This window comes from Pseudomonas sp. FSL W5-0203, from assembly GCF_001896155.1.
Taxonomy (GTDB): domain Bacteria; phylum Pseudomonadota; class Gammaproteobacteria; order Pseudomonadales; family Pseudomonadaceae; genus Aquipseudomonas; species Aquipseudomonas paracarnis.
Map to the genome: position 1 here is coordinate 17148 of NZ_MPOR01000011.1, position 23290 is coordinate 40437.

At 58.6% G+C, this 23290-nt stretch carries 30 protein-coding genes and 1 tRNA gene; 18 read left to right on the top strand and 13 right to left on the bottom strand.

The window, feature by feature from the left end; translation table 11 throughout:
• Positions 1-56: 56 nt before the first annotated feature.
• Positions 57-1145, bottom strand: coding sequence for an asparaginase (locus BOP96_RS12290; RefSeq protein WP_019820900.1), 1089 nt, complete (start codon positions 1143-1145; stop codon positions 57-59).
• A gap of 565 nt (positions 1146-1710) precedes the next feature.
• Here BOP96_RS12290 and BOP96_RS12295 point away from each other — a divergent pair.
• From BOP96_RS12295 to BOP96_RS12325, 7 genes are read left to right on the top strand one after another with little or no spacing between them, the layout of a single operon-like run.
• A complete protein-coding gene (locus tag BOP96_RS12295; RefSeq protein WP_014719130.1) occupies positions 1711-2670 on the top strand; it encodes a sugar ABC transporter substrate-binding protein in 960 nt (319 codons plus the stop codon).
• Positions 2671-2727: 57 nt separating this feature from the next.
• Positions 2728-4281 carry a sugar ABC transporter ATP-binding protein gene (locus tag BOP96_RS12300; RefSeq protein ID WP_019820902.1) on the top strand — a complete coding sequence of 518 codons (1554 nt, stop codon included), beginning with the start codon at positions 2728-2730 and terminating at the stop codon, positions 4279-4281.
• Entirely contained in the window at positions 4278-5255 is a 978-nt protein-coding gene (locus BOP96_RS12305; protein ID WP_003192502.1) for an ABC transporter permease, read from the top strand. Before BOP96_RS12300 ends, BOP96_RS12305 begins: the two co-directional genes overlap by 4 nt.
• Before the next feature lie 3 nt (positions 5256-5258).
• Entirely contained in the window at positions 5259-6281 is a 1023-nt protein-coding gene (locus BOP96_RS12310; protein WP_014719128.1) for a LacI family DNA-binding transcriptional regulator, read from the top strand.
• Positions 6282-6304: 23 nt separating this feature from the next.
• Complete coding sequence (gene rbsK / locus BOP96_RS12315; protein ID WP_019820904.1) at positions 6305-7222, top strand: ribokinase; 918 nt, start codon at positions 6305-6307, stop codon at positions 7220-7222.
• A complete protein-coding gene (gene rbsD / locus BOP96_RS12320) occupies positions 7219-7623 on the top strand; it encodes a D-ribose pyranase (RefSeq protein ID WP_019820905.1) in 405 nt (134 codons plus the stop codon). Before rbsK ends, rbsD begins: the two co-directional genes overlap by 4 nt.
• 27 nt (positions 7624-7650) lie before the next feature.
• Positions 7651-8679 carry a nucleoside hydrolase gene (locus BOP96_RS12325; RefSeq protein ID WP_019820906.1) on the top strand — a complete coding sequence of 343 codons (1029 nt, stop codon included), beginning with the start codon at positions 7651-7653 and terminating at the stop codon, positions 8677-8679.
• 29 nt (positions 8680-8708) lie between these two features.
• Here BOP96_RS12325 and BOP96_RS12330 read toward each other — a convergent pair whose 3' ends face one another.
• A complete protein-coding gene (locus BOP96_RS12330; protein WP_014719124.1) occupies positions 8709-8915 on the bottom strand; it encodes a hypothetical protein in 207 nt (68 codons plus the stop codon).
• A 156-nt stretch (positions 8916-9071) separates the two neighbouring features.
• Here BOP96_RS12330 and BOP96_RS12335 point away from each other — a divergent pair, with 156 nt between their 5' ends.
• Positions 9072-9377 carry a hypothetical protein gene (locus BOP96_RS12335; protein ID WP_014719123.1) on the top strand — a complete coding sequence of 102 codons (306 nt, stop codon included), beginning with the start codon at positions 9072-9074 and terminating at the stop codon, positions 9375-9377.
• A gap of 144 nt (positions 9378-9521) precedes the next feature.
• The gene (locus BOP96_RS12340) at positions 9522-9842 is read left to right on the top strand and encodes an I78 family peptidase inhibitor (protein WP_003192494.1); all 321 of its coding nucleotides are present in this window, start codon (positions 9522-9524) and stop codon (positions 9840-9842) included.
• 67 nt (positions 9843-9909) lie between these two features.
• On the opposite strand, the gene BOP96_RS12345 is transcribed toward BOP96_RS12340, so the two are convergent.
• A complete protein-coding gene (locus BOP96_RS12345; RefSeq protein ID WP_003192493.1) occupies positions 9910-10122 on the bottom strand; it encodes a cold-shock protein in 213 nt (70 codons plus the stop codon).
• 289 nt (positions 10123-10411) lie between these two features.
• Entirely contained in the window at positions 10412-10726 is a 315-nt protein-coding gene (locus BOP96_RS12350; protein WP_019820908.1) for a hypothetical protein, read from the bottom strand.
• A gap of 364 nt (positions 10727-11090) precedes the next feature.
• Here BOP96_RS12350 and thrS point away from each other — a divergent pair, with 364 nt between their 5' ends.
• The 9 genes from thrS to BOP96_RS12395 all read left to right on the top strand — a co-directional run bounded on the left by thrS (position 11091) and on the right by BOP96_RS12395 (position 18545).
• Positions 11091-13013: a threonine--tRNA ligase gene (gene thrS / locus BOP96_RS12355; protein WP_003192490.1), complete on the top strand. Its 1923-nt coding sequence runs from the start codon at positions 11091-11093 to the stop codon at positions 13011-13013.
• Positions 13013-13564, top strand: a complete 552-nt coding sequence (gene infC, locus BOP96_RS12360) for a translation initiation factor IF-3 (RefSeq protein ID WP_015884933.1) — start codon at positions 13013-13015, stop codon at positions 13562-13564. Before thrS ends, infC begins: the two co-directional genes overlap by 1 nt.
• Before the next feature lie 59 nt (positions 13565-13623).
• Entirely contained in the window at positions 13624-13818 is a 195-nt protein-coding gene (gene rpmI, locus BOP96_RS12365) for a 50S ribosomal protein L35 (protein ID WP_002553160.1), read from the top strand.
• A gap of 29 nt (positions 13819-13847) precedes the next feature.
• A complete protein-coding gene (gene rplT, locus BOP96_RS12370; protein WP_003192488.1) occupies positions 13848-14204 on the top strand; it encodes a 50S ribosomal protein L20 in 357 nt (118 codons plus the stop codon).
• Between the two features lie 109 nt (positions 14205-14313).
• Complete coding sequence (gene pheS, locus BOP96_RS12375; protein WP_003192486.1) at positions 14314-15330, top strand: phenylalanine--tRNA ligase subunit alpha; 1017 nt, start codon at positions 14314-14316, stop codon at positions 15328-15330.
• 26 nt (positions 15331-15356) lie between these two features.
• Positions 15357-17735, top strand: a complete 2379-nt coding sequence (gene pheT / locus BOP96_RS12380) for a phenylalanine--tRNA ligase subunit beta (RefSeq protein WP_073452819.1) — start codon at positions 15357-15359, stop codon at positions 17733-17735.
• Between the two features lie 3 nt (positions 17736-17738).
• Positions 17739-18041 carry an integration host factor subunit alpha gene (gene ihfA, locus BOP96_RS12385; protein ID WP_002553164.1) on the top strand — a complete coding sequence of 101 codons (303 nt, stop codon included), beginning with the start codon at positions 17739-17741 and terminating at the stop codon, positions 18039-18041.
• Positions 18022-18378 (top strand): MerR family transcriptional regulator, encoded by a 357-nt coding sequence (locus BOP96_RS12390; RefSeq protein WP_003174972.1) that lies wholly within the window; start codon positions 18022-18024, stop codon positions 18376-18378. The genes ihfA and BOP96_RS12390 overlap by 20 nt, the downstream gene beginning before the upstream one ends.
• A gap of 90 nt (positions 18379-18468) precedes the next feature.
• Positions 18469-18545 (top strand) — tRNA-Pro (locus tag BOP96_RS12395).
• 79 nt (positions 18546-18624) lie between these two features.
• On the opposite strand, the gene BOP96_RS12400 is transcribed toward BOP96_RS12395, so the two are convergent.
• The 9 genes from BOP96_RS12400 to BOP96_RS12440 form a co-directional block, all read right to left on the bottom strand.
• Positions 18625-19788, bottom strand: a complete 1164-nt coding sequence (locus BOP96_RS12400; RefSeq protein WP_238346839.1) for a tyrosine-type recombinase/integrase — start codon at positions 19786-19788, stop codon at positions 18625-18627.
• On the bottom strand, positions 19674-20060 hold the full coding sequence (locus BOP96_RS30855; protein WP_238346836.1) for a hypothetical protein: 387 nt from the start codon (positions 20058-20060) through the stop codon (positions 19674-19676). Before BOP96_RS30855 ends, BOP96_RS12400 begins: the two co-directional genes overlap by 115 nt.
• A gap of 2 nt (positions 20061-20062) precedes the next feature.
• Complete coding sequence (locus BOP96_RS12410; RefSeq protein WP_073452825.1) at positions 20063-20281, bottom strand: hypothetical protein; 219 nt, start codon at positions 20279-20281, stop codon at positions 20063-20065.
• Between the two features lie 42 nt (positions 20282-20323).
• Complete coding sequence (locus BOP96_RS12415) at positions 20324-20683, bottom strand: hypothetical protein (RefSeq protein WP_073452827.1); 360 nt, start codon at positions 20681-20683, stop codon at positions 20324-20326.
• 49 nt (positions 20684-20732) lie between these two features.
• Positions 20733-20912 carry a hypothetical protein gene (locus BOP96_RS12420; protein ID WP_073452829.1) on the bottom strand — a complete coding sequence of 60 codons (180 nt, stop codon included), beginning with the start codon at positions 20910-20912 and terminating at the stop codon, positions 20733-20735.
• Positions 20913-20961: 49 nt separating this feature from the next.
• Positions 20962-21423, bottom strand: coding sequence for a hypothetical protein (locus tag BOP96_RS12425; protein WP_073452833.1), 462 nt, complete (start codon positions 21421-21423; stop codon positions 20962-20964).
• Positions 21424-21544: 121 nt separating this feature from the next.
• Positions 21545-21958, bottom strand: a complete 414-nt coding sequence (locus BOP96_RS12430; RefSeq protein ID WP_073452835.1) for a hypothetical protein — start codon at positions 21956-21958, stop codon at positions 21545-21547.
• Positions 21955-22452, bottom strand: a complete 498-nt coding sequence (locus tag BOP96_RS12435) for a DUF4406 domain-containing protein (protein WP_238346837.1) — start codon at positions 22450-22452, stop codon at positions 21955-21957. Before BOP96_RS12435 ends, BOP96_RS12430 begins: the two co-directional genes overlap by 4 nt.
• 45 nt (positions 22453-22497) lie before the next feature.
• Entirely contained in the window at positions 22498-23277 is a 780-nt protein-coding gene (locus BOP96_RS12440) for a DUF2786 domain-containing protein (RefSeq protein WP_073452840.1), read from the bottom strand.
• Positions 23278-23290: the final 13 nt, after the last annotated feature.

A 23290-nucleotide genomic window follows, 5' to 3' on the forward strand; every position in this document is an offset into this window, starting at 1 on the left:
TGGCGAGGGAGCAAGCTCCCTCGCCACAAAAGCATCTACAGGTGAATCAGCAGGGATCAGTATTCCCAGAAGATCCGTTGCAGTTCCTTGCTGTCCTGGGTCTTGGTCAGTGCGACCATGGCCAGGATGCGGGCTTTCTGCGGGTTCAGGTCAAGGGCGGCGACCCAGTCGTATTTGTCGTCTGGCTGTTCGGCGTTACGCAGAACCATGCCACCGGCGTTGACGTGGGAAGAACGAATGATCTGCACGCCTTGCTTGCGCAATTCCACCAATGCTGGAACGACCTTGGACGATACCGAGCCATTGCCGGTACCGGCGTGAATGATCGCTTTGGCGCCCGCTTGGGCCAATGCTTTGTAAGCGGTGTCGCTCACGTTGCCGTAGCCGTAGGCAATTTCAACGTCAGGCAGGCTTTTGATGGTCTTGATGTCGAACTCAGAATCCATGGTGTGACGCTTGGCCGGCAGGCGGAACCAGTAGGATTTGCCTTCAACGACCATGCCCATTGGCCCCCATGGGCTCTTGAAGGCTTCGGTTTTGATGTTGATCATCTTGCTGACGTCGCGACCCGATTGGATCTCGTCGTTCATGGTCACCAGCACGCCTTTGCCGCGGGCTTCCTTGCTGCCTGCGACCGCAACGGCGTTGTACAGGTTGAGCATGCCGTCTGCCGACATCGCGGTGCCTGGGCGCATGGAGCCGACGACCACGATAGGCTTGTCGGTTTTTTCCACAAGGTTCAGGAAGTAGGCGGTTTCTTCAAGGGTGTCGGTGCCGTGGGTGATCACGATGCCATCCACGTCCTTGCTGTCTGCCAATTCGGCGACACGGCGACCCAATTGCAGCAGGTTTTCGTTATTGATGCTTTCCGACGCAATTTGCATTACTTGTTCGCCGCGAACATTGGCGATCTGGCTAAGCTCAGGAACGCCGGCGATCAGTTGTTCGATGCCGACTTTGGCTGCCTGGTAGGTGGCGCTGTTGGCCGCGCTGGCGCCGGCGCCAGCGATGGTGCCGCCGGTGGCGAGGATGACCACGTTGGACAGTTTGGTCTTGCTTTCAACTTCCTTTGCCTGGGCGGCAACGGGGAACAGCAGCAGAAGGGCCAATGCGCCCGGAATAACGTTCTTCAATGCAGATTTCATTATTTTTCTCTCTGGTTTTTGATGAGTGCTGTAGCAGGTTCATCTAGAACACCCGGGCGGTTCTGAACGCCGCGAGGTGCTGAGAAAGAGCAGGATTTGTACCAGGCTGAGTATGTTGGTTTTTTTAAATTAACTTATTGATTTAAAACAACTTAAAGCAGGGTTTCGGTTTGGTGGGGGTCGGTGCTGTCCGGCTTTCCGAACGAGAAGGGCTGTGGTGTTCGGTTGTCCGAAAAGCGTTCACGATTTGTCCGGGCACCCTGCATGATCATTCGCCACCCAGGCTGTCGTTTCAGCGAAGGTCAGAGAGGGCGAGCTTGCTTAAACGTATCAGCGGCCGATAGCTGAAGGGAGGGCGTGGAGGGCGTCCGTGAAAGCCTTGCTGCTACCGTTGACAAATCTCGACAAGGTTCTCATAGTTTACTCAACGCAAACGTTTGCGAGATGTTTCACTGCGCCCTTGGCACATCGTGACAGCTCGTATCAGCCGCCCAAGTGGGAGGGCTGCCGAAGGGGTCTTCGGTGCAAGCGTTGCTCACAATAATCATAAGATCGGAGTGAACCCATGAAGCTGCCATTTGCTGGACGTCTTCTTGCTGTTGCTGTGCTTGCTGCCGCATCCGCCGCTTTGCCTCTCTCTTCTGCATTTGCCGATGACGCTGCCAAAACGCCTACCGTGGGTTTGGTCATGAAGTCCCTTGCCAATGAGTTTTTCGTCACCATGACCGACGGTGCGAAGGACTACCAGAAAGCGCACCCAACAGAATTCAAGTTGATCTCCAACGGCATCAAGAACGAAACCGATACCAGCGCGCAGATCGCCATTGTCAACGAAATGATCAACGCCAAGGTCGATGCGCTTGTCATCGCTCCCGCCGACTCCAAGGCACTCGCCAGTGTGCTGAAGAAAGCTTCCGATGCCGGTATCAAAGTCGTCAACATCGACAACCGCCTGGACCCGGAAGTACTCAAAAGCAAAAACCTCAATATCCCGTTCGTAGGCCCGGATAACCGCAAAGGCTCCAAGCTGGTGGGCGACTACCTGGCCAAGCAACTGGCCGCCGGTGACAAGGTCGGCATCATCGAGGGCGTACCCACTACCACTAATGCCCAGCAGCGCACCGCAGGCTTCAAGGATGCGATGGACGCGGCAGGCATGAAGATTGTTTCCACCCAATCCGGTAACTGGGAAATCGACCAAGGCAACAAGATCGCGGCAGCGATGCTGAGCGAAACACCGGATATCAAGGCGCTGTTGGCCGGTAACGACAACATGGCCCTGGGCGCTGTTTCCGCCGTGCGTGCGGCAGGCAAGGCCGGCAAGGTGCTGGTTGTGGGTTATGACAACATTGACGCGATCAAACCAATGCTCAAGGACGGTCGTGTGTTGGCCACCGCTGACCAGGCCGCTGCCCAGCAAGCCGTGTTTGGTATCCAGAACGCGCTGAAGCTGGTCAAGGGTGAGAAAGTCGATGCCAAAGATGGCGTGATCGAAACCCCGGTCGAACTCGTCATCAAGCAGTAATCCTGGCAGTACCCAACAGCGCCCGCTCGTCCTGAGCGGGCGCCTGGAGATTTTCCTATGTCATCTTCCGCCCCGAACGCTGTCCTCTCGGTCAGCGGTATCGGTAAGACCTATGCCCAACCGGTTCTGTCCGACATCACCCTGACGCTCAATCGCGGGGAAGTGTTGGCGCTGACCGGTGAGAACGGCGCAGGCAAAAGCACCTTGTCGAAGATCATCGGTGGCTTGGTCACGCCCACTACCGGGCACATGCAATTCAATGGTCAGGATTACCGCCCCGCCAGCCGCACCCAAGCCGAAGCCTTGGGCGTGCGCATGGTCATGCAGGAACTCAACCTGCTGCCGACGCTGACCGTGGCTGAGAACCTATTCCTGGATAACCTGCCGAGCCGCTGTGGCTGGATCAGCCGCAAACAACTGCGCAAAGCCGCGATCGAAGCCATGGCCCAAGTCGGCCTGGACGCGATCGACCCGGACACGCTGGTGGGCAGCCTGGGCATCGGTCACCAGCAAATGGTCGAGATCGCCCGTAACCTGATCGGCGACTGCCATGTACTGATCCTCGACGAGCCCACGGCGATGCTTACTGCTCGTGAAGTCGAGATGCTGTTCGAACAAATCACGCGCCTGCAGGCTCGAGGCGTGGCGATCATTTATATTTCTCACCGGCTCGAAGAGTTGGCCCGTGTCGCCCAGCGCATTGCAGTATTGCGCGACGGCAAGCTGGTCTGCGTCGAGCCGATGGCCAATTACAACAGTGAGCAGTTGGTGACCTTGATGGTCGGTCGCGAACTGGGTGAACACATCGATTTGGGCCCGCGCACCATCGGAGGCCCGGCCTTGACGGTGAAGGGCCTGACCCGTTCGGACAAGGTCCGCGATGTGTCCTTTGAAGTGCGCGCCGGTGAAATCTATGGCATTTCCGGCCTGATCGGCGCCGGCCGCACCGAGTTGCTGCGCCTGATCTTCGGCGCCGATCCGGCCGACAGCGGCACCGTGGCCTTGGGTTCGCCGGCCAAGGTGGTGAGCATTCGCTCGCCGGTGGACGCGGTCGGTCATGGTATTGCCTTGATCACCGAAGACCGCAAGGGTGAGGGCCTGCTGCTGACCCAATCCATCAGCGCCAACATCGCCCTGGGCAACATGCCGGAAATTTCCGGCGGTGGCGTCGTCAACAGTCGCAACGAAACCGCTCTGGCCAAGCGCCAGATCGACGCCATGCGTATCCGCAGTTCCAGCCCGACGCAACTGGTGTCCGAGCTGTCGGGTGGTAACCAGCAGAAGGTGGTGATTGGCCGCTGGCTGGAGCGCGATTGCGCGGTGATGCTGTTCGATGAGCCCACCCGTGGTATCGACGTCGGTGCCAAGTTCGACATCTACGCTTTGCTCGGTGAGTTGACCCGTCAGGGCAAAGCGCTGGTAGTGGTGTCCAGTGACCTGCGTGAGCTGATGCTGATCTGTGACCGCATCGGTGTGTTGTCCGCCGGGCGGCTGATCGAGACCTTCGAGCGTGACAGCTGGACCCAGGACGAATTGCTCGCCGCCGCCTTTGCCGGCTATCAGAAACGTGATGCGCTGCTCAACGAAGCCGCGCCTAGGAATACCCCATGAAAACAAGCATTTCCCCCGGTAAAACTGGCGGCAACTTCTATGGCCTGGGTACTTACCTGGGGCTGGCAGGTGCCTTGCTGGCAATGATTGCGCTGTTCTCGGTGCTCAGCGATCACTTCCTGTCCTATGACACCTTCAGCACCCTGGCCAACCAGATTCCTGACCTGATGGTGCTCGCGGTGGGCATGACCTTCATCCTGATCATTGGCGGCATCGACCTGTCCGTGGGCTCGGTGTTGGCATTGGCAGCCTCGGCAGTCAGCGTGGCGATCCTGGGCTGGGGCTGGAGCGTGTTGCCCGCCGCCCTGTTGGGCATGGGCTGCGCGGCGTTGGCCGGCACCATCACCGGTTCCATCACGGTGGCCTGGCGCATTCCGTCATTTATCGTATCCCTCGGCGTGCTGGAGATGGCCCGCGGCGTGGCCTACCAGATGACGGGCTCGCGCACCGCTTATATCGGTGACTCGTTTGCCTGGCTGTCCAACCCGATTGCTTTTGGTATTTCCCCGTCGTTCATTATCGCCTTGCTGGTGATCATCGCGGCCCAGTTGGTGCTGACCCGTACTGTGTTCGGGCGTTACCTGATCGGCATCGGTACCAACGAAGAAGCGGTGCGCCTGGCGGGTATTAACCCCAAGCCATACAAGATTCTGGTGTTCAGCCTGATGGGCCTGTTGGCCGGTGTGGCGGCGCTGTTCCAGATTTCGCGCCTGGAAGCGGCGGACCCGAATGCCGGTTCGGGCCTGGAGCTGCAAGTGATCGCCGCCGTGGTGATCGGCGGCACCAGCCTGATGGGCGGGCGTGGCTCGGTCATCAGTACGTTCTTCGGGGTGTTGATTATTTCGGTCTTGGCCGCTGGGCTGGCACAGATCGGCGCGACGGAACCGACTAAACGTATCATTACCGGCGCCGTGATCGTGATTGCCGTGGTCCTCGATACTTACCGCAGCCAGCGCGCCAGTCGGCGGGGCTGAACCATGGCAACGATCAAGGATGTGGCAGCGCTTGCAGGTATTTCCTACACCACCGTGTCCCATGTGGTGAACAAGACGCGCCCAGTCAGCGAGCCGGTACGCATCAAGGTCGAGGCGGCGATCAAGCAGTTGGACTACGTGCCCAGTGCCGTCGCACGCTCGCTCAAGGCCAAGACCACGGCCACCATCGGCCTGCTGGTGCCCAATAGCCTCAACCCGTATTTTGCCGAACTGGCTCGGGGTATCGAGGATTACTGCGAGCGTAATGGCTATTGCGTGATCCTCTGCAACTCGGATGACGACGCAGAGAAACAGCGCAGTTACTTGCGCGTGTTGCTGGAAAAGCGCGTCGATGGCTTGATCGTGACATCCGTGGGCGGCGATGACAGTGGCCTTGCCGCGGGCTTGAGTGCAGTGCGCACGCCCATGGTGATTGTCGACCGGGCGCTGGATGGGATTGATGTGGACCTGGTGCGCATCGATCACGAAGAGGGCGCTTACCTGGCGACCCGGCACTTGCTTGAACTGGGGCACCGGGACATCGCCTGTATCGGCGGCCCTGGGCATACCCGCGTGGCGCAGATGCGCCTGGCGGGTTACCAGCGTGCATTGCGCGAGGCGGGCATCGAGGTGTTGGCCAGTCGTACCCTGGAAAGCGATTTCACCAGCACGGGCGGGTATGCCGCAGCCGTAGAGTTATTATCGCAACACCCGCCCAGCGCGATTTTCGCCAGCAACGATATGATTGGTTTTGGCGTGCTGCGCGCCGCCGCCGAGCGCAATGTGCGGGTGCCGGGCGAGCTGTCGGTCATCGGTTTCGATGACATCCAGATGGGGCGCTACGTCTACCCCGCGCTGACGACGGTCGGCCAGTCGATCCTGCAATTGGGCGAGACTGCGGCCGAATTGTTACTGCAACGAATAGCAACACCCCAACTGCCGATCGATCAACGTATCGTGACGCCCAGTATTGTTTTGCGTGAGTCGACTGCGCCATTGGCTGATGTGTTCGCCCAATACCGCTGAACCGAATTGATGAGTACTGATGTATGCCAGCAAAAGTAGTGGTAATAGGCAGCTTGAACATGGACCTGGTCACTCGCGCCAGTCGCTTGCCGCGTGCCGGTGAAACCCTGATCGGCCAGACGTTCTCCACTGTGCCCGGCGGCAAGGGCGCCAACCAGGCCGTCGCCTCGGCACGCCTGGGGGCGAGTGTCGCCATGGTGGGATGCATCGGTACCGACGCCTATGGCAGCCAATTGCGCGATGCGCTGTTGGTGGAAGGGATCGATTGCCAGGCCGTCAGCACGGTGGACGGCTCCAGCGGTGTGGCATTGATCGTGGTCGATGACAGCAGCCAGAACGCCATTGTCATTGTGGCCGGCAGCAACGGTGAGCTGACGCCTGCGTCGCTGCGAACGTGCGACGCTGTGCTGCAGGCGGCAGACGTGATCATCTGCCAGCTTGAGGTGCCGATGGAGACTGTTGGGTATGCGCTCCAGCGGGGGCGCGAACTGGGCAAGACGGTCATTCTCAACCCGGCCCCGGCAAGCGGGCCGTTGCCCGCTGATTGGTATGCCTCGATCGATTATCTGATCCCCAATGAAAGCGAGGCCAGCGCTCTGAGTGGCGTGACGGTCGACTCCCTCGACAGCGCCAAGGTCGCCGCGACCGCGCTGATCCAGGCGGGCGCCGGTAAGGTCATCATCACCCTGGGCGCCCAGGGCGCGCTGTTTGCCGACGGCCAGAGCTTTGAGCACCTGGTGGCGCCGAAGGTCAAGGCGGTGGATACCACCGCTGCTGGCGATACCTTTGTCGGTGGCTTTGCCGCCGCGCTGGCCGCGGGCCAGAGCGAAGCCCGGGCGATCCGTTTTGGCCAGGTGGCGGCGGCATTGTCAGTGACCCGCGCCGGCGCTCAGCCTTCCATTCCTACGCTGCACGACGTACAAGGTTTTGTGCCCGCATGAAAAAGACACCTTTGCTGAATATCGCCCTGTCGCGCGTGATCGCGTCCCTGGGTCACGGCGACATCCTGGTCATCGGCGATGCCGGCCTGCCGGTGCCTCCCGGCGTCGAACTGATCGACCTGGCACTGACTCAGGGCATCCCTGACTTCATCAGCACCTTGCGCATCGTGCTTAGCGAAATGCAGGTGGAAAGCCATGTGCTGGCAGAAGAGATCCTGCTGAAGCAACCGCCCGCGCTGACCGCGCTAAATGCGCTCACAGAGCAGGCTGCACTGGGTGAGCGCCGCCTGCTCAGCCATGACCAATTCAAGCAATTGAGCCGCAATGCCCGCGCCGTGGTGCGCACTGGCGAATGCCAGCCGTACTGCAATATCGCGCTGGTGTCCGGCGTAACGTTCTAGCGTCCCCCCAATGACAAGGAGTGCTTTATGCAACGTGGTCTACCTACCCTGAAAAACCTGTTCCGGAGTGTTCTGCTTTTGTCCGCGCTCACTGCTGCAAGCGCCCAAGCGGCGGAAAAAATCGACCTGATCATCGATACCGACCCGGGTGCCGATGACGTGGTGGCCTTGCTGTTCGCCATGGCCTCGCCGCAGGAGTTGAGCATTCGTGCGCTGACCACCGTCGCCGGCAATGTGCGCCTGGACAAGACCTCCCGCAACGCACGCCTGGCGCGCGAGTGGGCAGGGCGCGAGGATATCCCGGTGTACGCCGGTGCGCCAGCGCCGCTGCTGCGCAAACCGATCTACGCCGAGAATATTCATGGCAAGGAAGGCATCTCGGGCGTCACGGTGCATGAACCGAAAAAAGGTCTGGCCGAAGGCAATGCGGTCGACTATCTGATCAACACCCTGAGCAGCGCCAAGCCGCACAGCATCACCATCGCCATGCTCGGCCCGCAGACCAACCTGGCACTGGCACTGACTCAAGCGCCCGAAATCACCCAGGGCATCAAGGAAGTGGTCGTGATGGGCGGCGCCCACTTCAATGGCGGCAATATCACCCCAGTGGCTGAGTTCAACCTGTTCGCCGATCCGGTGGCGGCGGAGATCGTGCTCAAAAGCGGTGTGAAGTTGACCTACCTGCCGTTGGACGTGACCCATAAAGTCCTCACCAGCGACGCCCGCCTGAAGAAGATTGCGGACCTGAACAACAACGCGAGCAAGGTCGTCAGCAGTATTCTGAATGAGTATGTCAAAGGCGATATGGAGCACTACGGCATTCCGGGTGGCCCGGTCCATGACGCTACCGTGGTGGCGTACCTGCTCAAGCCTTCGCTGTTCAGCGGTCGTGAGGCCAATATGGTAGTCGACAGCCGCGAAGGCCCGACCTTCGGCCAGACCATCGTCGATTGGTACGATGGGCTCAAGCAGCCAAAGAATGTGTTCTGGGTTGAGAATGGCGACGCCCAGGGCTTCTTCGATCTGTTGACCGAGCGCCTGGCGCGTCTGAAGTAAGTTAGCGGGGCGGCACTCGTCGCCCGGTTCTAATCGCGCTCTTGGGCGCCCCTGTAGTCGGCCGGGTATTTCTCGAATATCTGGCCGATGAACGCTTGCGCCGCCTGGGTGCCCAGTTCCTTGACCAACAGATCGATACCAATGATCGCCAGTTCTTCCGGGCTTCCGGGGCTGTAGGAGCTTTGCCCTTGGGGCCACTTGGCTTTGATGTCGGCTTGAAGCGTTACGGTGGTCATGGAAATCTCACGGGCTGAAAATGCGGGGTAGTGCACTGGAACGCCGTTCCAGAGGGGCGCAGTTAAGCATTTTGTACGGCATTTGGCACTGCTACTTAGGCATGAAGCAGCGGCTGTGCGACACTGTCGGCCTGTTAAATGGCCCGGAAACACCGCGTGCAAATCGATTTGAGCAACCCCGACAACCTGACGCTGGAGGCCGTGCGCCAACTGCTTGGCAGCGCCAGTGACGACGAACATACCCAGCTGCGGGTGAGCAAGGCAGGCGTTGCCTACATTTCTTCCGGCGTAGTCGGTGGGGCTGATATCGGTGGCCTGCTGTTTCGCCTGGAGACCTGGGCCAAGGGTTCCGGTTATGTCGGCCTCGTGGCGGCCAGTGATGAAGTGTGGGTCATGCAGATTTTTAACGCGCTGAAGCAGAATTGGCCTACAGCGACGTCAGACTATATCGACATCTACTAAGTGCGTTCATATCTAGTCACGATTGACAGGGCGCTTGCCAGCAGTGAGTCAGGCAGACTTGCCCACAAGCGGTTAACGTCTTGAAACCAATCGCTTTGACTGATGTCGCACGATCTCTCTCCACTTTTTATCATAGGAGGCTTCATGCCTTGGAAGCTCGCATCATTCGGTACTTTGTTGGCTGCGCTCGCGTTGGCAGGTTGCAGCACCCCGGGTGCCTCTGAGCCAGGCAAAGCTGCCACTGCGACCGATGCCGGTCATAGCCGCTGTGAGTCGAAGGCTGCAGAGTTCGCCATCGGCCAGAAGGCCTCGCCCCAGTTGCTGGAGCAAGCTCGCACACGTGCCGGCGCGCAGAATGCACGCATTCTCAAGCCCAATGACATGATCACGCTGGAATATCGCTCCGACCGCTTGAACCTGAACACCGACAACAATCTGGTGATCAACCGGGTTAACTGCGGCTGATACGGCTTTTGCATTACCCATAAAAAACCCCGTCACATGGACGGGGTTTTTTTAGCTCAGCGGAGAATTACTCGCCGCGAACCTGTGCAGCTTGCATACCCTTTTGGCCTTTCTCAGCCACGAAGGAAACGGTTTGGCCTTCTTTCAGGCTTTTGAAACCGTCGCTTTCGATAGCTTTGAAGTGTACGAACAAGTCGTCACCGCCACCTGTAGGAGTGATGAAGCCGAAGCCTTTTTCATCGTTGAACCATTTAACGGTGCCGGTTTGGCGATTAGACATGGTGTATCTCCAAGAAACATATATTTTCAGTAGTGCTGTGCTGCTCAGGCCAACTGGGCACACTGGGCTATCATAGTCGAAATGTTCGGCTTGGGAGCCCCCCCAAGGCACTGTTTGCTAATCAATCGCTTTGCGTTTGATTTATCATTCGGCTGAAAGCCCCGATTTACGGGGCTTTGCGACGAAATATCAGCTGTTAAAAAAAGCCGTAAAACCTGCATAATTTGTGTGAAATGGCAGTTTTCAGGCTGTTTTTCCAGCGAAATGGCCGTCGAATCGTCAGCCAATCTTACTTTTTCTTCACCACTTTGCAGGACGAAATAGCCGCGACCGCTTTGTTTTTAAGCTCCGGGCTGGCGTTCTGGTTGGTCATCAATTCCTTGATCTCGGCAGTGCTCAATTCGGCATTGATCTTGTCAGCGCCGCATTCGCAGTGGGCCTTGGCGGTCTTGACGTCCACGTTCTGGCTGGCGGCGGCACTGCAGTCGTTGACGAAGGCGTCACGGGCGCCGGCTGGCCAGTTGGAAGGCGCTGCAGCCTGCGCGCCGAGGGAAAGGAGGCTCAGGGTAGCGGCGACAGCGAGGGTAGAGGTAAAACGCATCATGGGATGCTCCTTTGGGTCGAGGACGAACGGCGATTCTCAGTGGCTTTGAGGCCCTGCGTACAGCTCAAGTTCACTTTCGCAGCTATAAAGCCATGAATTGCTCTTTACCCAACGCTTGGCCGACGCGATGACCGTTCATCTGTGCTAGCATCCTTGCCTGGCTATTTCCGGGCGCGCCATTTGCCGCCTTGCCAGGTCCTTTTTGTTCACTCCAGTCACTCTGGTTCGATTATCGGTTGGCCGAAAGGCTCCTGCCGCTGTAAGGCAGGCGTTCTTCATTGAACGGCCTGGTGTTGGATCTTGTACTGGCTCATCCCAACCCACGTGACCTTTGGTAGGGGTCACCACTAGGAGAGGAGGCGCCATGCCAACTATTACTCTTCCCGACGGCAGTCAACGTTCATTCGATCATCCGGTTTCCGTAGCCGAGGTCGCCGCATCCATTGGTGCTGGCCTGGCCAAGGCCACCGTGGCCGGCAAGGTCGACGGCAAGCTGGTTGACGCCAGCGACCTGATCACCAGCGACGCCAGCCTGCAAATCATCACGCCCAAGGACCAAGAGGGGCTGGAGATCATTCGCCACTCTTGCGCGCACTTGATTGGCCATGCGGTCAAGCAACTGTATCCAACCGCCAAGATGGTGATCGGCCCGGTCATTGAAGAAGGCTTCTATTACGACATCGCCTATGAGCGTCCTTTTACTCCGGACGACCTGGCGGCCATCGAGCAGCGCATGCACGCGCTGATCGAAAAAGATTACGACGTCATCAAGAAAGTCACCCCCCGTGCCGAAGTGATCGACGTGTTTACCGCGCGTGGCGAAGACTACAAGCTGCGCCTGGTGGAAGACATGCCGGACGAGCAGGCCATGGGCCTGTACTACCACGAAGAATACGTCGACATGTGCCGTGGCCCGCACGTGCCGAACACGCGCTTTCTCAAGTCGTTCAAGCTGACCAAGCTGTCCGGTGCCTACTGGCGCGGCGATGCAAAGAACGAGCAACTGCAACGGATCTACGGCACTGCCTGGGCTGACAAGAAACAGCTGGCCGCCTACATCCAGCGCATCGAAGAAGCCGAAAAGCGCGACCACCGCAAGATCGGCAAGCGCCTGAACCTGTTCCACCTTCAGGAAGAAGCGCCGGGCATGGTGTTCTGGCACCCGAATGGCTGGACCCTGTACCAGGTGCTTGAGCAGTACATGCGCAAGGTGCAGCGCGAAAACGGTTACCTGGAGATCAAGACTCCACAGGTGGTCGATCGCAGCCTGTGGGAGAAATCCGGGCACTGGGCCAACTACGCCGACAACATGTTCACCACCCAGTCGGAAAACCGCGACTACGCCATCAAGCCGATGAACTGCCCGTGCCACGTGCAGGTCTTCAATCAGGGCCTGAAGAGCTACCGCGAGTTGCCGATGCGCCTGGCCGAATTCGGTGCCTGCCACCGTAACGAGCCATCGGGTGCGCTGCACGGCATCATGCGCGTGCGTGGCTTCACCCAGGACGACGCCCACATCTTCTGCACCGAAGAGCAGATGCAGGCCGAGTCCGCAGCGTTCATCAAGCTGACCATGGACGTTTATCGCGATTTCGGCTTTACCGAAGTCGAGATGAAGCTGTCCACTCGTCCGGAAAAGCGCGTCGGTTCCGACGAGCTGTGGGATCGCGCTGAAGCGGCACTGGCCGCTGCGCTCGACAGTGCGGGCCTTGCGTACGATCTGCAGCCGGGTGAGGGCGCCTTCTACGGTCCGAAGATCGAGTTCTCGCTCAAAGATTGCCTTGGCCGTGTCTGGCAGTGTGGTACCCTGCAGCTCGATTTTAACCTGCCGATCCGTCTGGGAGCCGAATACGTCTCCGAAGACAACAGCCGTAAACACCCGGTTATGCTGCACCGGGCGATCCTCGGTTCGTTCGAGCGGTTCGTCGGTATCCTGATCGAGCACTACGAGGGCGCGTTCCCTGCGTGGCTGGCTCCGACTCAGGCAGTGATCATGAATATCACTGATAAACAGGCAGATTTTGCCGCTGAAGTTGAAAAAACTCTCAACGAAAGCGGGTTTCGTGCCAAGTCCGACTTGAGAAATGAAAAGATCGGCTTTAAAATCCGCGAGCATACCTTGCTCAAGGTTCCCTATCTCTTGGTTATCGGAGATCGGGAAGTCGAGATGCAGACTGTCGCTGTGCGTACTCGTGAAGGTGCTGACCTGGGCTCGATGCCCGTCGCCCAGTTCGCTGAGTTCCTCGCGCAAGCGGTTTCCCGGCGTGGTCGCCCAGATTCGGAGTAATTATTATTAAGCGTGAAATGAGACAAGATAAACGAGCTGCACCGAAAGCCCCGATCAACGAGAATATCTCGGCACGCGAGGTTCGGTTAATTGGCGCTGATGGCGAGCAGATTGGCATCGTCTCGATTGATGAAGCGCTTCGTATTGCAGAAGAGTCCAAGCTGGACCTGGTGGAAATCTCCGCCGATGCAATCCCACCTGTTTGTCGGGTGATGGACTACGGCAAATCGATCTTCGAAAAGAAGAAGCAGGTTGCCGCAGCGAAGAAGAACCAGAAGCAGATTCAAGTAAAAGAAATCAAGTTTCGTCCAGGGACGGAGGAAGGGGATTACCAGGTAAAACTGCGCAACCTGGTACGTTTCCTGAGTGATGGGGACAGGGCCAAGGTATCCTTGCGATTCCGCGGCCGTGAGATGGCCCACCAGGAGCTGGGGATGGAACTCCTCAAGCGGGTTGAAGCTGACCTGCTCGAGTACGGTTCGGTCGAACAGCATCCTAAGATGGAAGGACGCCAGCTTATTATGGTCATCGCCCCGAAAAAGAAGAAGTAATCAACAGGGCACGGCAGGCCTTCTGATTATGTTTATCAACTGAATGCGGAGTACCGAACATGCCAAAGATGAAAACTAAAAGTGGTGCTGCTAAGCGGTTTCTGAAAACTGCTAACGGCATCAAGCACAAGCACGCTTTCAAGAGCCACATCCTGACCAAAATGTCGACCAAGCGTAAGCGTCAACTGCGCGGTAGCAGCTTGCTGCATCCGTCTGACGTGGCAAAAGTCGAGCGCATGCTGCGCCTTCGTTAATTTTGGTTCAAGAATAGAGGAAGTAACTCATGGCTCGTGTAAAGCGTGGCGTCATGGCCCGTAAGCGTCACAAAAAAATTCTGAAACTTGCTAAAGGCTACTACGGCGCGCGTTCACGCGTATTCCGTGTTGCCAAGCAAGCGGTAATCAAGGCAGGCCAATACGCCTACCGCGACCGTCGTCAGAAAAAACGTCAGTTCCGCGCTCTGTGGATCGCTCGTATCAATGCTGGTGCACGTGTTAACGGTCTGTCCTACAGCCGTTTCATCGCTGGCCTGAAAAAAGCGTCCATCGAAATCGACCGTAAGGTTCTGGCTGAACTGGCCGTGAACGAAAAAGCGGTGTTTGCTGCGATTGTCGAGAAAGCTAAAGCCTCCTTGGCTTAAGTACCCCCGACAGTCACCCTGGGCTACTCCTGTGGCCCAAGGTGGTAAACGTCATAAATAGGGGAAGAGCCTTCAAGCTCTTCCCCTATTTTGTATCTGGAGTCTGTACATGGAAAACCTGGACGCGCTCGTCGCCCAAGCCCTTGAGGCTGTGCAAAGCGCTGAAGATGTAAATGCCCTGGAGCAAATCCGGGTTCACTACCTTGGCAAGAAAGGTGAATTGACTCAGGTGATGAAGACCCTGGGAAATCTGCCTGCTGAAGAGCGTCCGCAAGTCGGTGCGCTGATCAACGTCGCCAAGGAGCGTGTCACAGAGGTTCTCAATGCGCGCAAGGCGTCGCTCGAGGAGGCCGATCTTGCGGCCAAGCTCGCCGCCGAGTCCATTGACGTGACCTTGCCTGGTCGTGGCCAGGCCTCGGGCGGTCTGCATCCGATCACCCGGACTCTGGAACGTATCGAACAGTTCTTTACCCACATCGGCTACGGCATTGCCGAAGGCCCTGAGGTCGAAGACGACTACCACAACTTCGAGGCGCTCAACATCCCAGGCCATCACCCGGCCCGGTCGATGCACGACACCTTCTATTTCAACGCCAACATGCTGCTGCGCACCCATACCTCGCCGGTACAGGTCCGCACCATGGAAGCGAACAAGCCGCCGATCCGCATTGTCTGCCCAGGCCGTGTGTACCGTAGCGACTCGGATATCACCCATTCGCCGATGTTCCACCAGGTCGAAGGCCTGCTGGTTGATCGCGATATCAATTTCGCCGACCTCAAAGGCACCATCGAAGAATTCCTGCGGGTGTTCTTCGAAAAAGAGTTGGCGGTACGTTTCCGTCCTTCGTTCTTCCCGTTCACCGAGCCATCCGCCGAAGTCGACATGGAATGCGTGATGTGCAGCGGTAAAGGCTGCCGTGTGTGCAAGCAGACCGGCTGGCTGGAAGTGATGGGCTGCGGCATGGTTCACCCCAACGTACTGCGCATGTCCGGGATCGACCCGGAAGAGTTCTCGGGCTTTGCCTTCGGCATGGGCGTTGAGCGTCTGGCCATGCTGCGTTACGGCGTGAACGACTTGCGTCTGTTCTTCGACAACGACTTGCGGTTCCTCGCGCAATTTCGCTAGTCGTAACGAATCTTTAGGAGAGCAGGATGAAATTCAGTGAACAATGGCTGCGTGGCTGGGTAAGCCCGCAGGTAGATCGCGACGAGTTGGTTGCTCGTCTGTCGATGGCCGGTCTTGAGGTCGATAGCGTTACGCCGGCCGCCGGTGTTTTCAGTGGTGTGGTGGTGGGCGAGGTGTTGAGCACCGAGCAGCACCCGGATGCCGACAAATTGCGTGTGTGCCAGGTCAGCAACGGCTCGGAAACCTTTCAGGTCGTGTGCGGAGCGCCTAACGTGCGCCCGGGCCTGAAGATCCCGTTCGCCATGATCGGCGCCCAGTTGCCGGGCGACTTCAAGATCAAGAAGGCCAAGCTGCGTGGCGTTGAATCCAACGGCATGCTGTGCTCCCAGGCCGAGCTGCAAGTGGGTGAGGGCAATGATGGCCTGATGGAGCTGCCGGCCGACGCGCCAGTGGGTCAGGACATTCGTGCTTACCTGGAACTGGAAGACGCCAGCATCGAGGTCGACCTGACCCCCAACCGCGGCGACTGCCTGTCCCTGGCTGGCCTGGCCCGTGAAGTGGGTGCGCTGTACAACGCGCCTGTCACCCGTCCAGCGGTCGCTGCCGTACCTGCGGTACACGACGAAGTACGCTCGATTGAAGTATTGGCGCCCAACGCTTGCCCGCGTTACCTGGGGCGTGTGATCCGTAACGTCGACCTGTCCAAGCCAACCCCGCTGTGGATGGTCGAGCGCCTGCGTCGTGCCGACGTGCGCAGCATCGACGCCGCCGTCGACATCACTAACTATGTGATGCTGGAACTCGGCCAGCCGCTGCACGCCTTCGATCTCGCCGAAATTAACGGCGGCATCCGCGTGCGTATGGCCGAAGAGGGTGAAAAACTGGTACTGCTCGATGGCCAGGAAGTCAGCCTGCGTGCCGACACCCTGGTCATCGCCGACCACGCTCGCGCCCTGGCGATTGCCGGCGTGATGGGTGGCGAGCACAGCGGTGTATCCGCTACCACTCGTGATGTATTCCTTGAAAGCGCGTTCTTCGACCAGATCGCGATCGCTGGCAAGGCTCGTTCCTACGGCCTGCACACCGATGCGTCGCACCGCTACGAGCGTGGTGTGGACTGGAAGCTCGCCCGTGAAGCCATGGAGCGCGCCACCGGCCTGCTGCTGGAAATCACCGGTGGCGAAGCCGGCCCGATCACCGAAACCGTCAGCGAACAGTACCTGCCGTCGATTGCGCCGATCACCCTGCGTGCCAAAAGCGTTGAGCAAATGCTCGGCCTAGTCATCGAACCGGCTGAAATCGAGCAACTGCTGTCCGCGCTCGGCCTGGGTATTTCCGCGGGCGGGGAAGGGCAGTGGCAAGTTGCGGTACCTAGCCATCGCTTCGACATCAGCCTGGAAGTCGACCTGATCGAAGAGCTGGCGCGCCTGTACGGTTACAACCGTCTGCCGGTTCGCTATCCGCAAGCACGCCTGGCACCGCAACCCAAGGCCGAAGCGCGTGCGCACCTGCCTGAACTGCGTCGCCTGCTGGTTGCCCGTGGTTACCAGGAAGCCGTGACGTATAGCTTCATTGATCCCAAACAGTTCGAACTGTTCAACCCTGGCGTTGAGCCGTTGCTGCTGGCCAACCCGATCTCCAACGATATGGCTGCCATGCGTTCGTCGCTGTGGCCGGGCCTGGTGAAGGCGCTCTCCCACAACCTGAACCGCCAGCAAGACCGCGTGCGTCTGTTCGAAAGCGGCTTGCGTTTCGTCGGCCAGCTTGATGGCTTGAAGCAAGAGCCGATGCTGGCGGGCGTCGTTTGCGGCAGCCGTCTGCCAGAAGGCTGGGCGCAAGGCCGTGAGGTCGTGGACTTCTTCGACGTCAAGGCAGACGTGGAAGCGGTGCTCGGCTTTGCCGGTGCGCTGGACGCCTTTACGTTCGCGCCGGGTAGCCACCCAGCCTTGCATCCAGGCCAGACTGCACGTATCGAGCGTGAAGGTCGCTTGGTAGGCTTCGTGGGCGCCATTCACCCAGAACTGTCGAAAACCTTGGGGCTGGACCGTCCAGTCTTTGTGTTTGAGCTAGTCTTGGCTGAAGTTGCGTCGGGCAAGATGCCTAAATTCAGCGAGTTGTCGCGCTTCCCTGAAGTGCGTCGCGACCTGGCCCTGATTGCCGACCGTGAAGTCGCTGCCACTGCAGTTCTGGATGTAATCCGTGAAAATGCAGGGGAATGGCTGACAGACCTCAGGCTATTTGACGTCTATCAGGGTAAAGGCATTGATCCGCATAGAAAAAGCCTTGCAGTTGGCTTGACCTGGCAGCATCCATCGCGCACTCTTAATGACGATGAGGTGAATACCACGACGCAAAATATCCTCACCTCGCTCGAACAAAGGTTGAACGCCACGTTAAGGAAGTGACGTATGGGGGCTTTGACGAAAGCTGAGATGGCGGAACGTCTGTACGAAGAGTTGGGTCTGAACAAGCGCGAGGCCAAGGAATTGGTTGAGCTGTTTTTTGAAGAGATCAGACACGCTCTGGAAGACAACGAACAGGTCAAATTGTCCGGTTTCGGCAATTTTGACCTGCGAGACAAACGCCAGCGGCCTGGCCGCAATCCAAAAACGGGAGAAGAAATCCCGATCACGGCTCGCCGTGTGGTCACCTTTCGTCCAGGGCAGAAGTTGAAGGCCCGAGTTGAGGCTTATGCTGGAACCAAGTCATAACGACGAGCTACCCGTCATCCCAGGCAAACGCTACTTCACCATTGGTGAAGTCAGCGAGCTGTGTGCGGTAAAACCGCACGTGCTGCGCTATTGGGAGCAGGAGTTTCCTCAACTCAACCCCGTCAAACGCACCGGGAACCGTCGGTATTATCAGCGCCAGGACGTGCTGATGATCCGACAGATCCGCGCGTTGCTGTACGACCAGGGGTTCACCATCAGCGGCGCACGCCAGCGTATGTCCGGTGATGAAGCCAAAGACGACACCACCCAATACAAGCAACTGATCCGCCAGATGATCTCCGAATTGGAAGATGTACTGGTGGTGCTGAAAAAATGATTCAAGCTTTAAAAATACTTCCACATTTCAAAAGCTTGCGGTATATTCCGGTTCGCTTCGTTAAGAAGCGAACCCAGTAACACGCCTAGTCGGGGCGTAGCGCAGTCCGGTAGCGCACTAGCATGGGGTGCTAGGGGTCGAGTGTTCGAATCACTCCGTCCCGACCATATTATTCAATGACTTAGGCCAATGTTCACAGCATTGGCCTTTTTCATGTGCGTGACATTTGCGTGACTTGTCGTTTTTTCACGCCTGCTTCCTCTTCAAGATTGTCAGCACCGGTCCGCGAGAATCGGTTGCTGATACCATGTTCGCAGCTTCAATCAGATGCCCGAGCTCAGCGCCCGAGTAGTGACTGGTGATGCTGCCGTTCTTGTGCCCCAAAAGGGCCTTGCGGTCTTCCTCGGTCACGCCTGCTGCTCGCAGCCGACGGCCAAACGTGTGTTTAAGGTCATGGATCCTGATGGATGCATACCCAGGGTGAGCGGGGCGAAGGTTTTCCTCCTGCCAGAGTTTCGCCGCTCTCACCCGCGCCTTCTTCCAGGCCGAGTCGTTCATGCGGTGCATCGCGGTGCCGTTGTATGGGAAAACCCATTCCTTGCTGATGCCGCGCTGCTTCTCGATGATCGACCTGGCCACACTGTTCAGCACCACCAGCCGCTCGTCACCGTTCTTCACGCCTGAGCGCTCATGCCGACCGCCAAAGTCGGCGGGTATCAGAAATACGCTGGTGCCCAGTTCCGGTACCGCAATCTCCCAATCCCATCTCAGCTTGCAGACCTCCTGCTCCCGTGTGCCGGTGTTCACCTTGAACAGCGCCATCGTTTGCAGGTGAGCCGGCAACTCAGCAAAGAGAATCGACTGCTCCGGCCACGACATGGGGTAAGGCTTGCGGCTCGACTTCTTCTCTTCCAGCTTCGTGAGCATCGGCACGCTATCCAGCCACGGCCTGCGCTCATCGTCTCGCCACTTCCTGGCACACAACGATAAAACCCGAACCACACGCTCGATCGAGATATTCACCGTTCTGTTGCTGACACCCTTCTTCACCTTTCCGCCTTCAATCTTCTTCGTCGCTAACCGATCCTTGATGAATGGCACCAGCGCCTGGTCATCAATGTGCGTCAGTGGCATGTCGCCTATGAAGGGGTCCAGCTGGGAAAGGTGGTGTGCCGACAGCTTGATTGACGGCTGGTCCTTGAACTCCAGTAGGAAGCGAGTCGCCGCCTCCCGCCAGGTTCTGACCTTCTTCACGCCGTACACCTTTTGCTGCCGGATCTGCTCCAGCCTGAAGATCAGGTAGCGCTCCGCTTCTTCCCGGTCACCAGTTCCAGTGCTTTCGTAAAGTCGTTCTCCGTTGATTTTCTTGTCGATATGCCAGATGCCTTTCCTCTCGGAGAGCCCTGTGATCGATTTTCGCGCCATGATTTATCTCCTTTCTGGCGCTCGCTGCGGGGCGATTGTTGCTCCGTTGCGCCTTTTTTATCAATCGCCTTTGCCTCGACGTACGCCGTGGCCCAGTCGTCAAGCTCCTGTCGATCAAAGCCAACGCCGCGCCCGCCGATGGGGAACTCGCTGACGAAGGGCCTGACGGTCTCGTCGAAAATTGCCCGGCACATGCCCAGGTACCCAGGCGCTTCCTTTGCTCGAATGAACCGCGGTATCAGTTGTTGCGCGCCCATGCCTAACTCCCGCCGGCCGTGGGCCGCGCTGTCTTGATTATGTGAACGATCATGCCGAAGGTGAAAAGCATCCAGGCGCAGGTACCGCCGAATGCGTAGAGAAGGTCGGACGTCTCTCCGTCCATGACCAGTTCGGGTGCGATCCAGAAGATCCAGCAGACGGTGCCGGACACGTACAGCGTTATGCCCACAATGAGCAGGGTGAGTTTTATTGCGAACATGGGGTGTCCTTGCCGCGCTGGGCGGCTGAAGGTGGGTGAGGGTTACGCCGCTTTGCGCGATGCAGTTGCGGCCATGCGCCGCCGCGTGATTTGCAGCTGAAAGCGGTACGCTTTGAACCGGCGCCCGTCACCTGGTGGAATCTCAGGCGCCGTGTACGACAAGTCCTCCTCCAGTTGACCGAAGTAATAGAGGTGCTCACCGTCTCCCATCCATTCAGGTTGTGCGGTTGCCCATGAGCGCGCGGCCATGCAGGACGAGCAAGTCTTGAAGGTTTCCATGTCGCCCTCCCAGCATCCGCTGATTAGCTGGTACTGCTGGCCAGGCTGGATCGGCCCATAGCATTCACAGCATTTGTGCTGCTTGCGCGCTACGGGCATGGTTTCCGTTTGAAAGTCGGACATAGGAATACCTCGCCCGCCGCTCACCGGCAGGCATGTAGGGGGATTGGGGTTAGGGGTAGTTCTTGCTGATGCGCTGGGCGATGGCTTCAAGCTTTTCGGCCATGCTCCACATGTCGTTGTTGTCGCGGCGGGATACCACTGCTGCGCGCTGGACGTTGCGATCGATCAGGATCTTGGCTGCCAGCAGGATCAGCCATGCCTCGACCTTGCGCCGGAAGAACCGCTTCATGGCCTTGGCCCCTTGTAGATGAACACGTAGGCGAACCAGAGGGGGGCGATCATGGCGTCACCGTCAAATTGCCGTAGCGCTCCAGTAGTTCCTGTTCGAGCTGGGCGGCGAGCGTGTCGTAATTATCGAGCCGCATGGTGCGCATACACTGATTGTCCGCATCCCAGCCGCTCGGCACTCCGTGGCCTGCCCACCAGATACGTGCAAAGCGGAAAACGTCCATGGCCGCCTCAGTGCGGAACTCGTAGACATGCCCAGGCGATCCTTGCCATAGAAGATTTTCCCCGCCGATCAAAGCGTTTAAGCGCCGAGCGAGCTGGCCCTTGCCAAGCGCAATACCCAGGTTCCCACGACCGATCATGTACTGGTATTGGGCATAGTGGCGGTCCTGCTCGCTATCACGCCTCAGGCCCTTGGTACCGCCGATGTAGTTGTCGATTACACCCCGGGCTGTTTTTTTGACCTGCGCGCGCCAGATGGCCTGCAGGATTTCTGCGTCGGTAACTTTCATTGGGCGAGTTCGTCCTTGCCGCTATAGCGGCTGACTTTGAAGGGGGAGGGGCTACAGAGGTTTCAGCAAATCAGTTGTGCCAGTGCCAGCAGGCACCAGCAGTAGGCGGGGAGTCGGGGTTTCATTCCGGAGCACCATTACCAGCGCCGAGAAACCCGCATCCGGCGTCGTCGCACTGCTCAACCGTGGCCCTGTCGCAGTTTGCGCACCGTGCTGCCTCTGCTGGCTTGAGTGCGGCAATGATCAATCGCAATCCGCGTCGCGCACTGTCTGCTAGCTCCACGTCGTAAACGCTGACGGCGACATTCAGCGCCTTCAATGCCAGCTCTGCCTCCGGCACCAGGCTGCCCAGCGCATCTTCCCGCTGATCCGCTGCGTTCAGGCGCTGCTGCAGGGCGTCACGCTCGGCTGTGACCCGGTCAAGGTCCGACGAAAACACGACAAGCACTTGCTCATCGCGCAACTCGCCATCTGTTGCTGGATCGAAGTCGCAGAGGTCGATGCCAAGGACCATAAAACTTTGTATTCCGCTCATCCTGCAATCTCCATCGATACCAGATCATGGGCATTCACAACCGTCATGCCGAGGCGGTGGGCGATCAAAACTTCGAGGCTTGCCCCTTGAGAGTTTTCCCAGCCCGGCAGCAGCGCCACTTGCCCGCACAGTCCCAGGCGAGTCAGGTCGTAGGCCATGTAGTCTGCCCAGTCAGCACCGGCGACGACGCCGTGCTCCGCAGGGTTCTCGACCACGTAGCCACGGCCGCGCAGCTCGGCGGCCATCTTGTTGAAGGCGGGGAAGTTGAAGTCTTCGAGACCGGTCATAGGTCCGGCCAGGTAAAGGCGGTTGGCGCGGTCGACCTGAAGCGTGACGCCGGGCAACGGATCGTTGCTCAGGACATAACGCGCTGGCTTAGAACCACATTCACATGTGTCGAACACGTCGTGAGCGGCCCAGGTGCGGCCGTCAGGAGACGCTTCGAAGCATGGCGGCGCCAGATAGAGCACCGGAGGATTATTTTCTTTAGGCATGGGGCGTCCTATCCGGGTCATGCCCGGGCGGTGGAGTGGGGTGAATCAGGCGGTTTCGGATAGCGCAAGGATGTCTTCTCCGCCGCGCGCGATGCCGGCGTGCAGTTCAACCTTGCTACCGGCGAGCATGCCGGCGATCTGGGCGCTCATATCCAGCTCGACGCCCTTGCTTTTCCGTGACTCTCTGATGTCCTGAGTGGCGAGGTATTCGCAGATCAATGCCTTGTCCTGCGCGTGAATCGCGACGAGGTCTTGGCCGGTGTAGGACTGGCCGGTCGGATCATCATCAGCCTGAGGCACAAGCGCCTTCAGCTTCGATTGGACCTCCCACACCCACGCCAGCGCGAAATGGTCGCCGGCAGTTTCGGGCGAGTAATCGCTTCGGCGAGCGCCGGACCTGACCGCAGAGCAGTATTCCTTGCGCGCCTGGGTGAGCTTTCTGTGCAAGGACTCATACGCATACATCGCGATGTTCTGAGCCGGAGAAACGCCGACGAATGTTGCGCACTCGATGACTTGCCCTTTCGCAGAACTCCACTTCCTGCGCCGCAGGGTCGTGCAGTTGAATGCATCCGCTACGGCGATGCTCAGTTGCTGATCCCATGCCGGCCGACGCTTGGCGCGGAAAAGGTTCGACTCGACTTCACCGACGTCGCTCAATTTCACATCCATTTCGGTCAGCCGGTACTCGCGCATCAAGGACTGGGCCTGGCGCAAAGCCGTGGCGGCTTCGTTCTCGTTGGCGCTCTGGGCCAGTGCCAGGCAGTGCTTGATCTTGCGGATCGCGCGCTCGAGTTTCTTTTCGTCGATCTGTTGTGCGGACATAGGGGATCCTCGC

Bases quoted from the DNA above. Each gene is read 5' to 3' on its own strand.
- BOP96_RS12290 (WP_019820900.1), bottom strand. From the start codon at position 1,145: ATGAAATCTGCATTGAAGAACGTTATTCCGGGCGCATTGGCCCTTCTG.
- BOP96_RS12295 (WP_014719130.1), top strand. From the start codon at position 1,711: ATGAAGCTGCCATTTGCTGGACGTCTTCTTGCTGTTGCTGTGCTTGCT.
- BOP96_RS12300 (WP_019820902.1), top strand. From the start codon at position 2,728: ATGTCATCTTCCGCCCCGAACGCTGTCCTCTCGGTCAGCGGTATCGGT.
- BOP96_RS12305 (WP_003192502.1), top strand. From the start codon at position 4,278: ATGAAAACAAGCATTTCCCCCGGTAAAACTGGCGGCAACTTCTATGGC.
- BOP96_RS12310 (WP_014719128.1), top strand. From the start codon at position 5,259: ATGGCAACGATCAAGGATGTGGCAGCGCTTGCAGGTATTTCCTACACC.
- rbsK (WP_019820904.1), top strand. From the start codon at position 6,305: ATGCCAGCAAAAGTAGTGGTAATAGGCAGCTTGAACATGGACCTGGTC.
- rbsD (WP_019820905.1), top strand. From the start codon at position 7,219: ATGAAAAAGACACCTTTGCTGAATATCGCCCTGTCGCGCGTGATCGCG.
- BOP96_RS12325 (WP_019820906.1), top strand. From the start codon at position 7,651: ATGCAACGTGGTCTACCTACCCTGAAAAACCTGTTCCGGAGTGTTCTG.
- BOP96_RS12330 (WP_014719124.1), bottom strand. From the start codon at position 8,915: ATGACCACCGTAACGCTTCAAGCCGACATCAAAGCCAAGTGGCCCCAA.
- BOP96_RS12340 (WP_003192494.1), top strand. From the start codon at position 9,522: ATGCCTTGGAAGCTCGCATCATTCGGTACTTTGTTGGCTGCGCTCGCG.
- BOP96_RS12345 (WP_003192493.1), bottom strand. From the start codon at position 10,122: ATGTCTAATCGCCAAACCGGCACCGTTAAATGGTTCAACGATGAAAAA.
- BOP96_RS12350 (WP_019820908.1), bottom strand. From the start codon at position 10,726: ATGATGCGTTTTACCTCTACCCTCGCTGTCGCCGCTACCCTGAGCCTC.
- thrS (WP_003192490.1), top strand. From the start codon at position 11,091: ATGCCAACTATTACTCTTCCCGACGGCAGTCAACGTTCATTCGATCAT.
- rpmI (WP_002553160.1), top strand. From the start codon at position 13,624: ATGCCAAAGATGAAAACTAAAAGTGGTGCTGCTAAGCGGTTTCTGAAA.
- rplT (WP_003192488.1), top strand. From the start codon at position 13,848: ATGGCTCGTGTAAAGCGTGGCGTCATGGCCCGTAAGCGTCACAAAAAA.
- pheS (WP_003192486.1), top strand. From the start codon at position 14,314: ATGGAAAACCTGGACGCGCTCGTCGCCCAAGCCCTTGAGGCTGTGCAA.
- pheT (WP_073452819.1), top strand. From the start codon at position 15,357: ATGAAATTCAGTGAACAATGGCTGCGTGGCTGGGTAAGCCCGCAGGTA.
- ihfA (WP_002553164.1), top strand. From the start codon at position 17,739: ATGGGGGCTTTGACGAAAGCTGAGATGGCGGAACGTCTGTACGAAGAG.
- BOP96_RS12390 (WP_003174972.1), top strand. From the start codon at position 18,022: ATGCTGGAACCAAGTCATAACGACGAGCTACCCGTCATCCCAGGCAAA.
- BOP96_RS30855 (WP_238346836.1), bottom strand. From the start codon at position 20,060: ATGGGCGCGCAACAACTGATACCGCGGTTCATTCGAGCAAAGGAAGCG.
- BOP96_RS12410 (WP_073452825.1), bottom strand. From the start codon at position 20,281: ATGTTCGCAATAAAACTCACCCTGCTCATTGTGGGCATAACGCTGTAC.
- BOP96_RS12415 (WP_073452827.1), bottom strand. From the start codon at position 20,683: ATGTCCGACTTTCAAACGGAAACCATGCCCGTAGCGCGCAAGCAGCAC.
- BOP96_RS12420 (WP_073452829.1), bottom strand. From the start codon at position 20,912: ATGAAGCGGTTCTTCCGGCGCAAGGTCGAGGCATGGCTGATCCTGCTG.
- BOP96_RS12425 (WP_073452833.1), bottom strand. From the start codon at position 21,423: ATGAAAGTTACCGACGCAGAAATCCTGCAGGCCATCTGGCGCGCGCAG.
- BOP96_RS12430 (WP_073452835.1), bottom strand. From the start codon at position 21,958: ATGAGCGGAATACAAAGTTTTATGGTCCTTGGCATCGACCTCTGCGAC.
- BOP96_RS12435 (WP_238346837.1), bottom strand. From the start codon at position 22,452: ATGCCTAAAGAAAATAATCCTCCGGTGCTCTATCTGGCGCCGCCATGC.
- BOP96_RS12440 (WP_073452840.1), bottom strand. From the start codon at position 23,277: ATGTCCGCACAACAGATCGACGAAAAGAAACTCGAGCGCGCGATCCGC.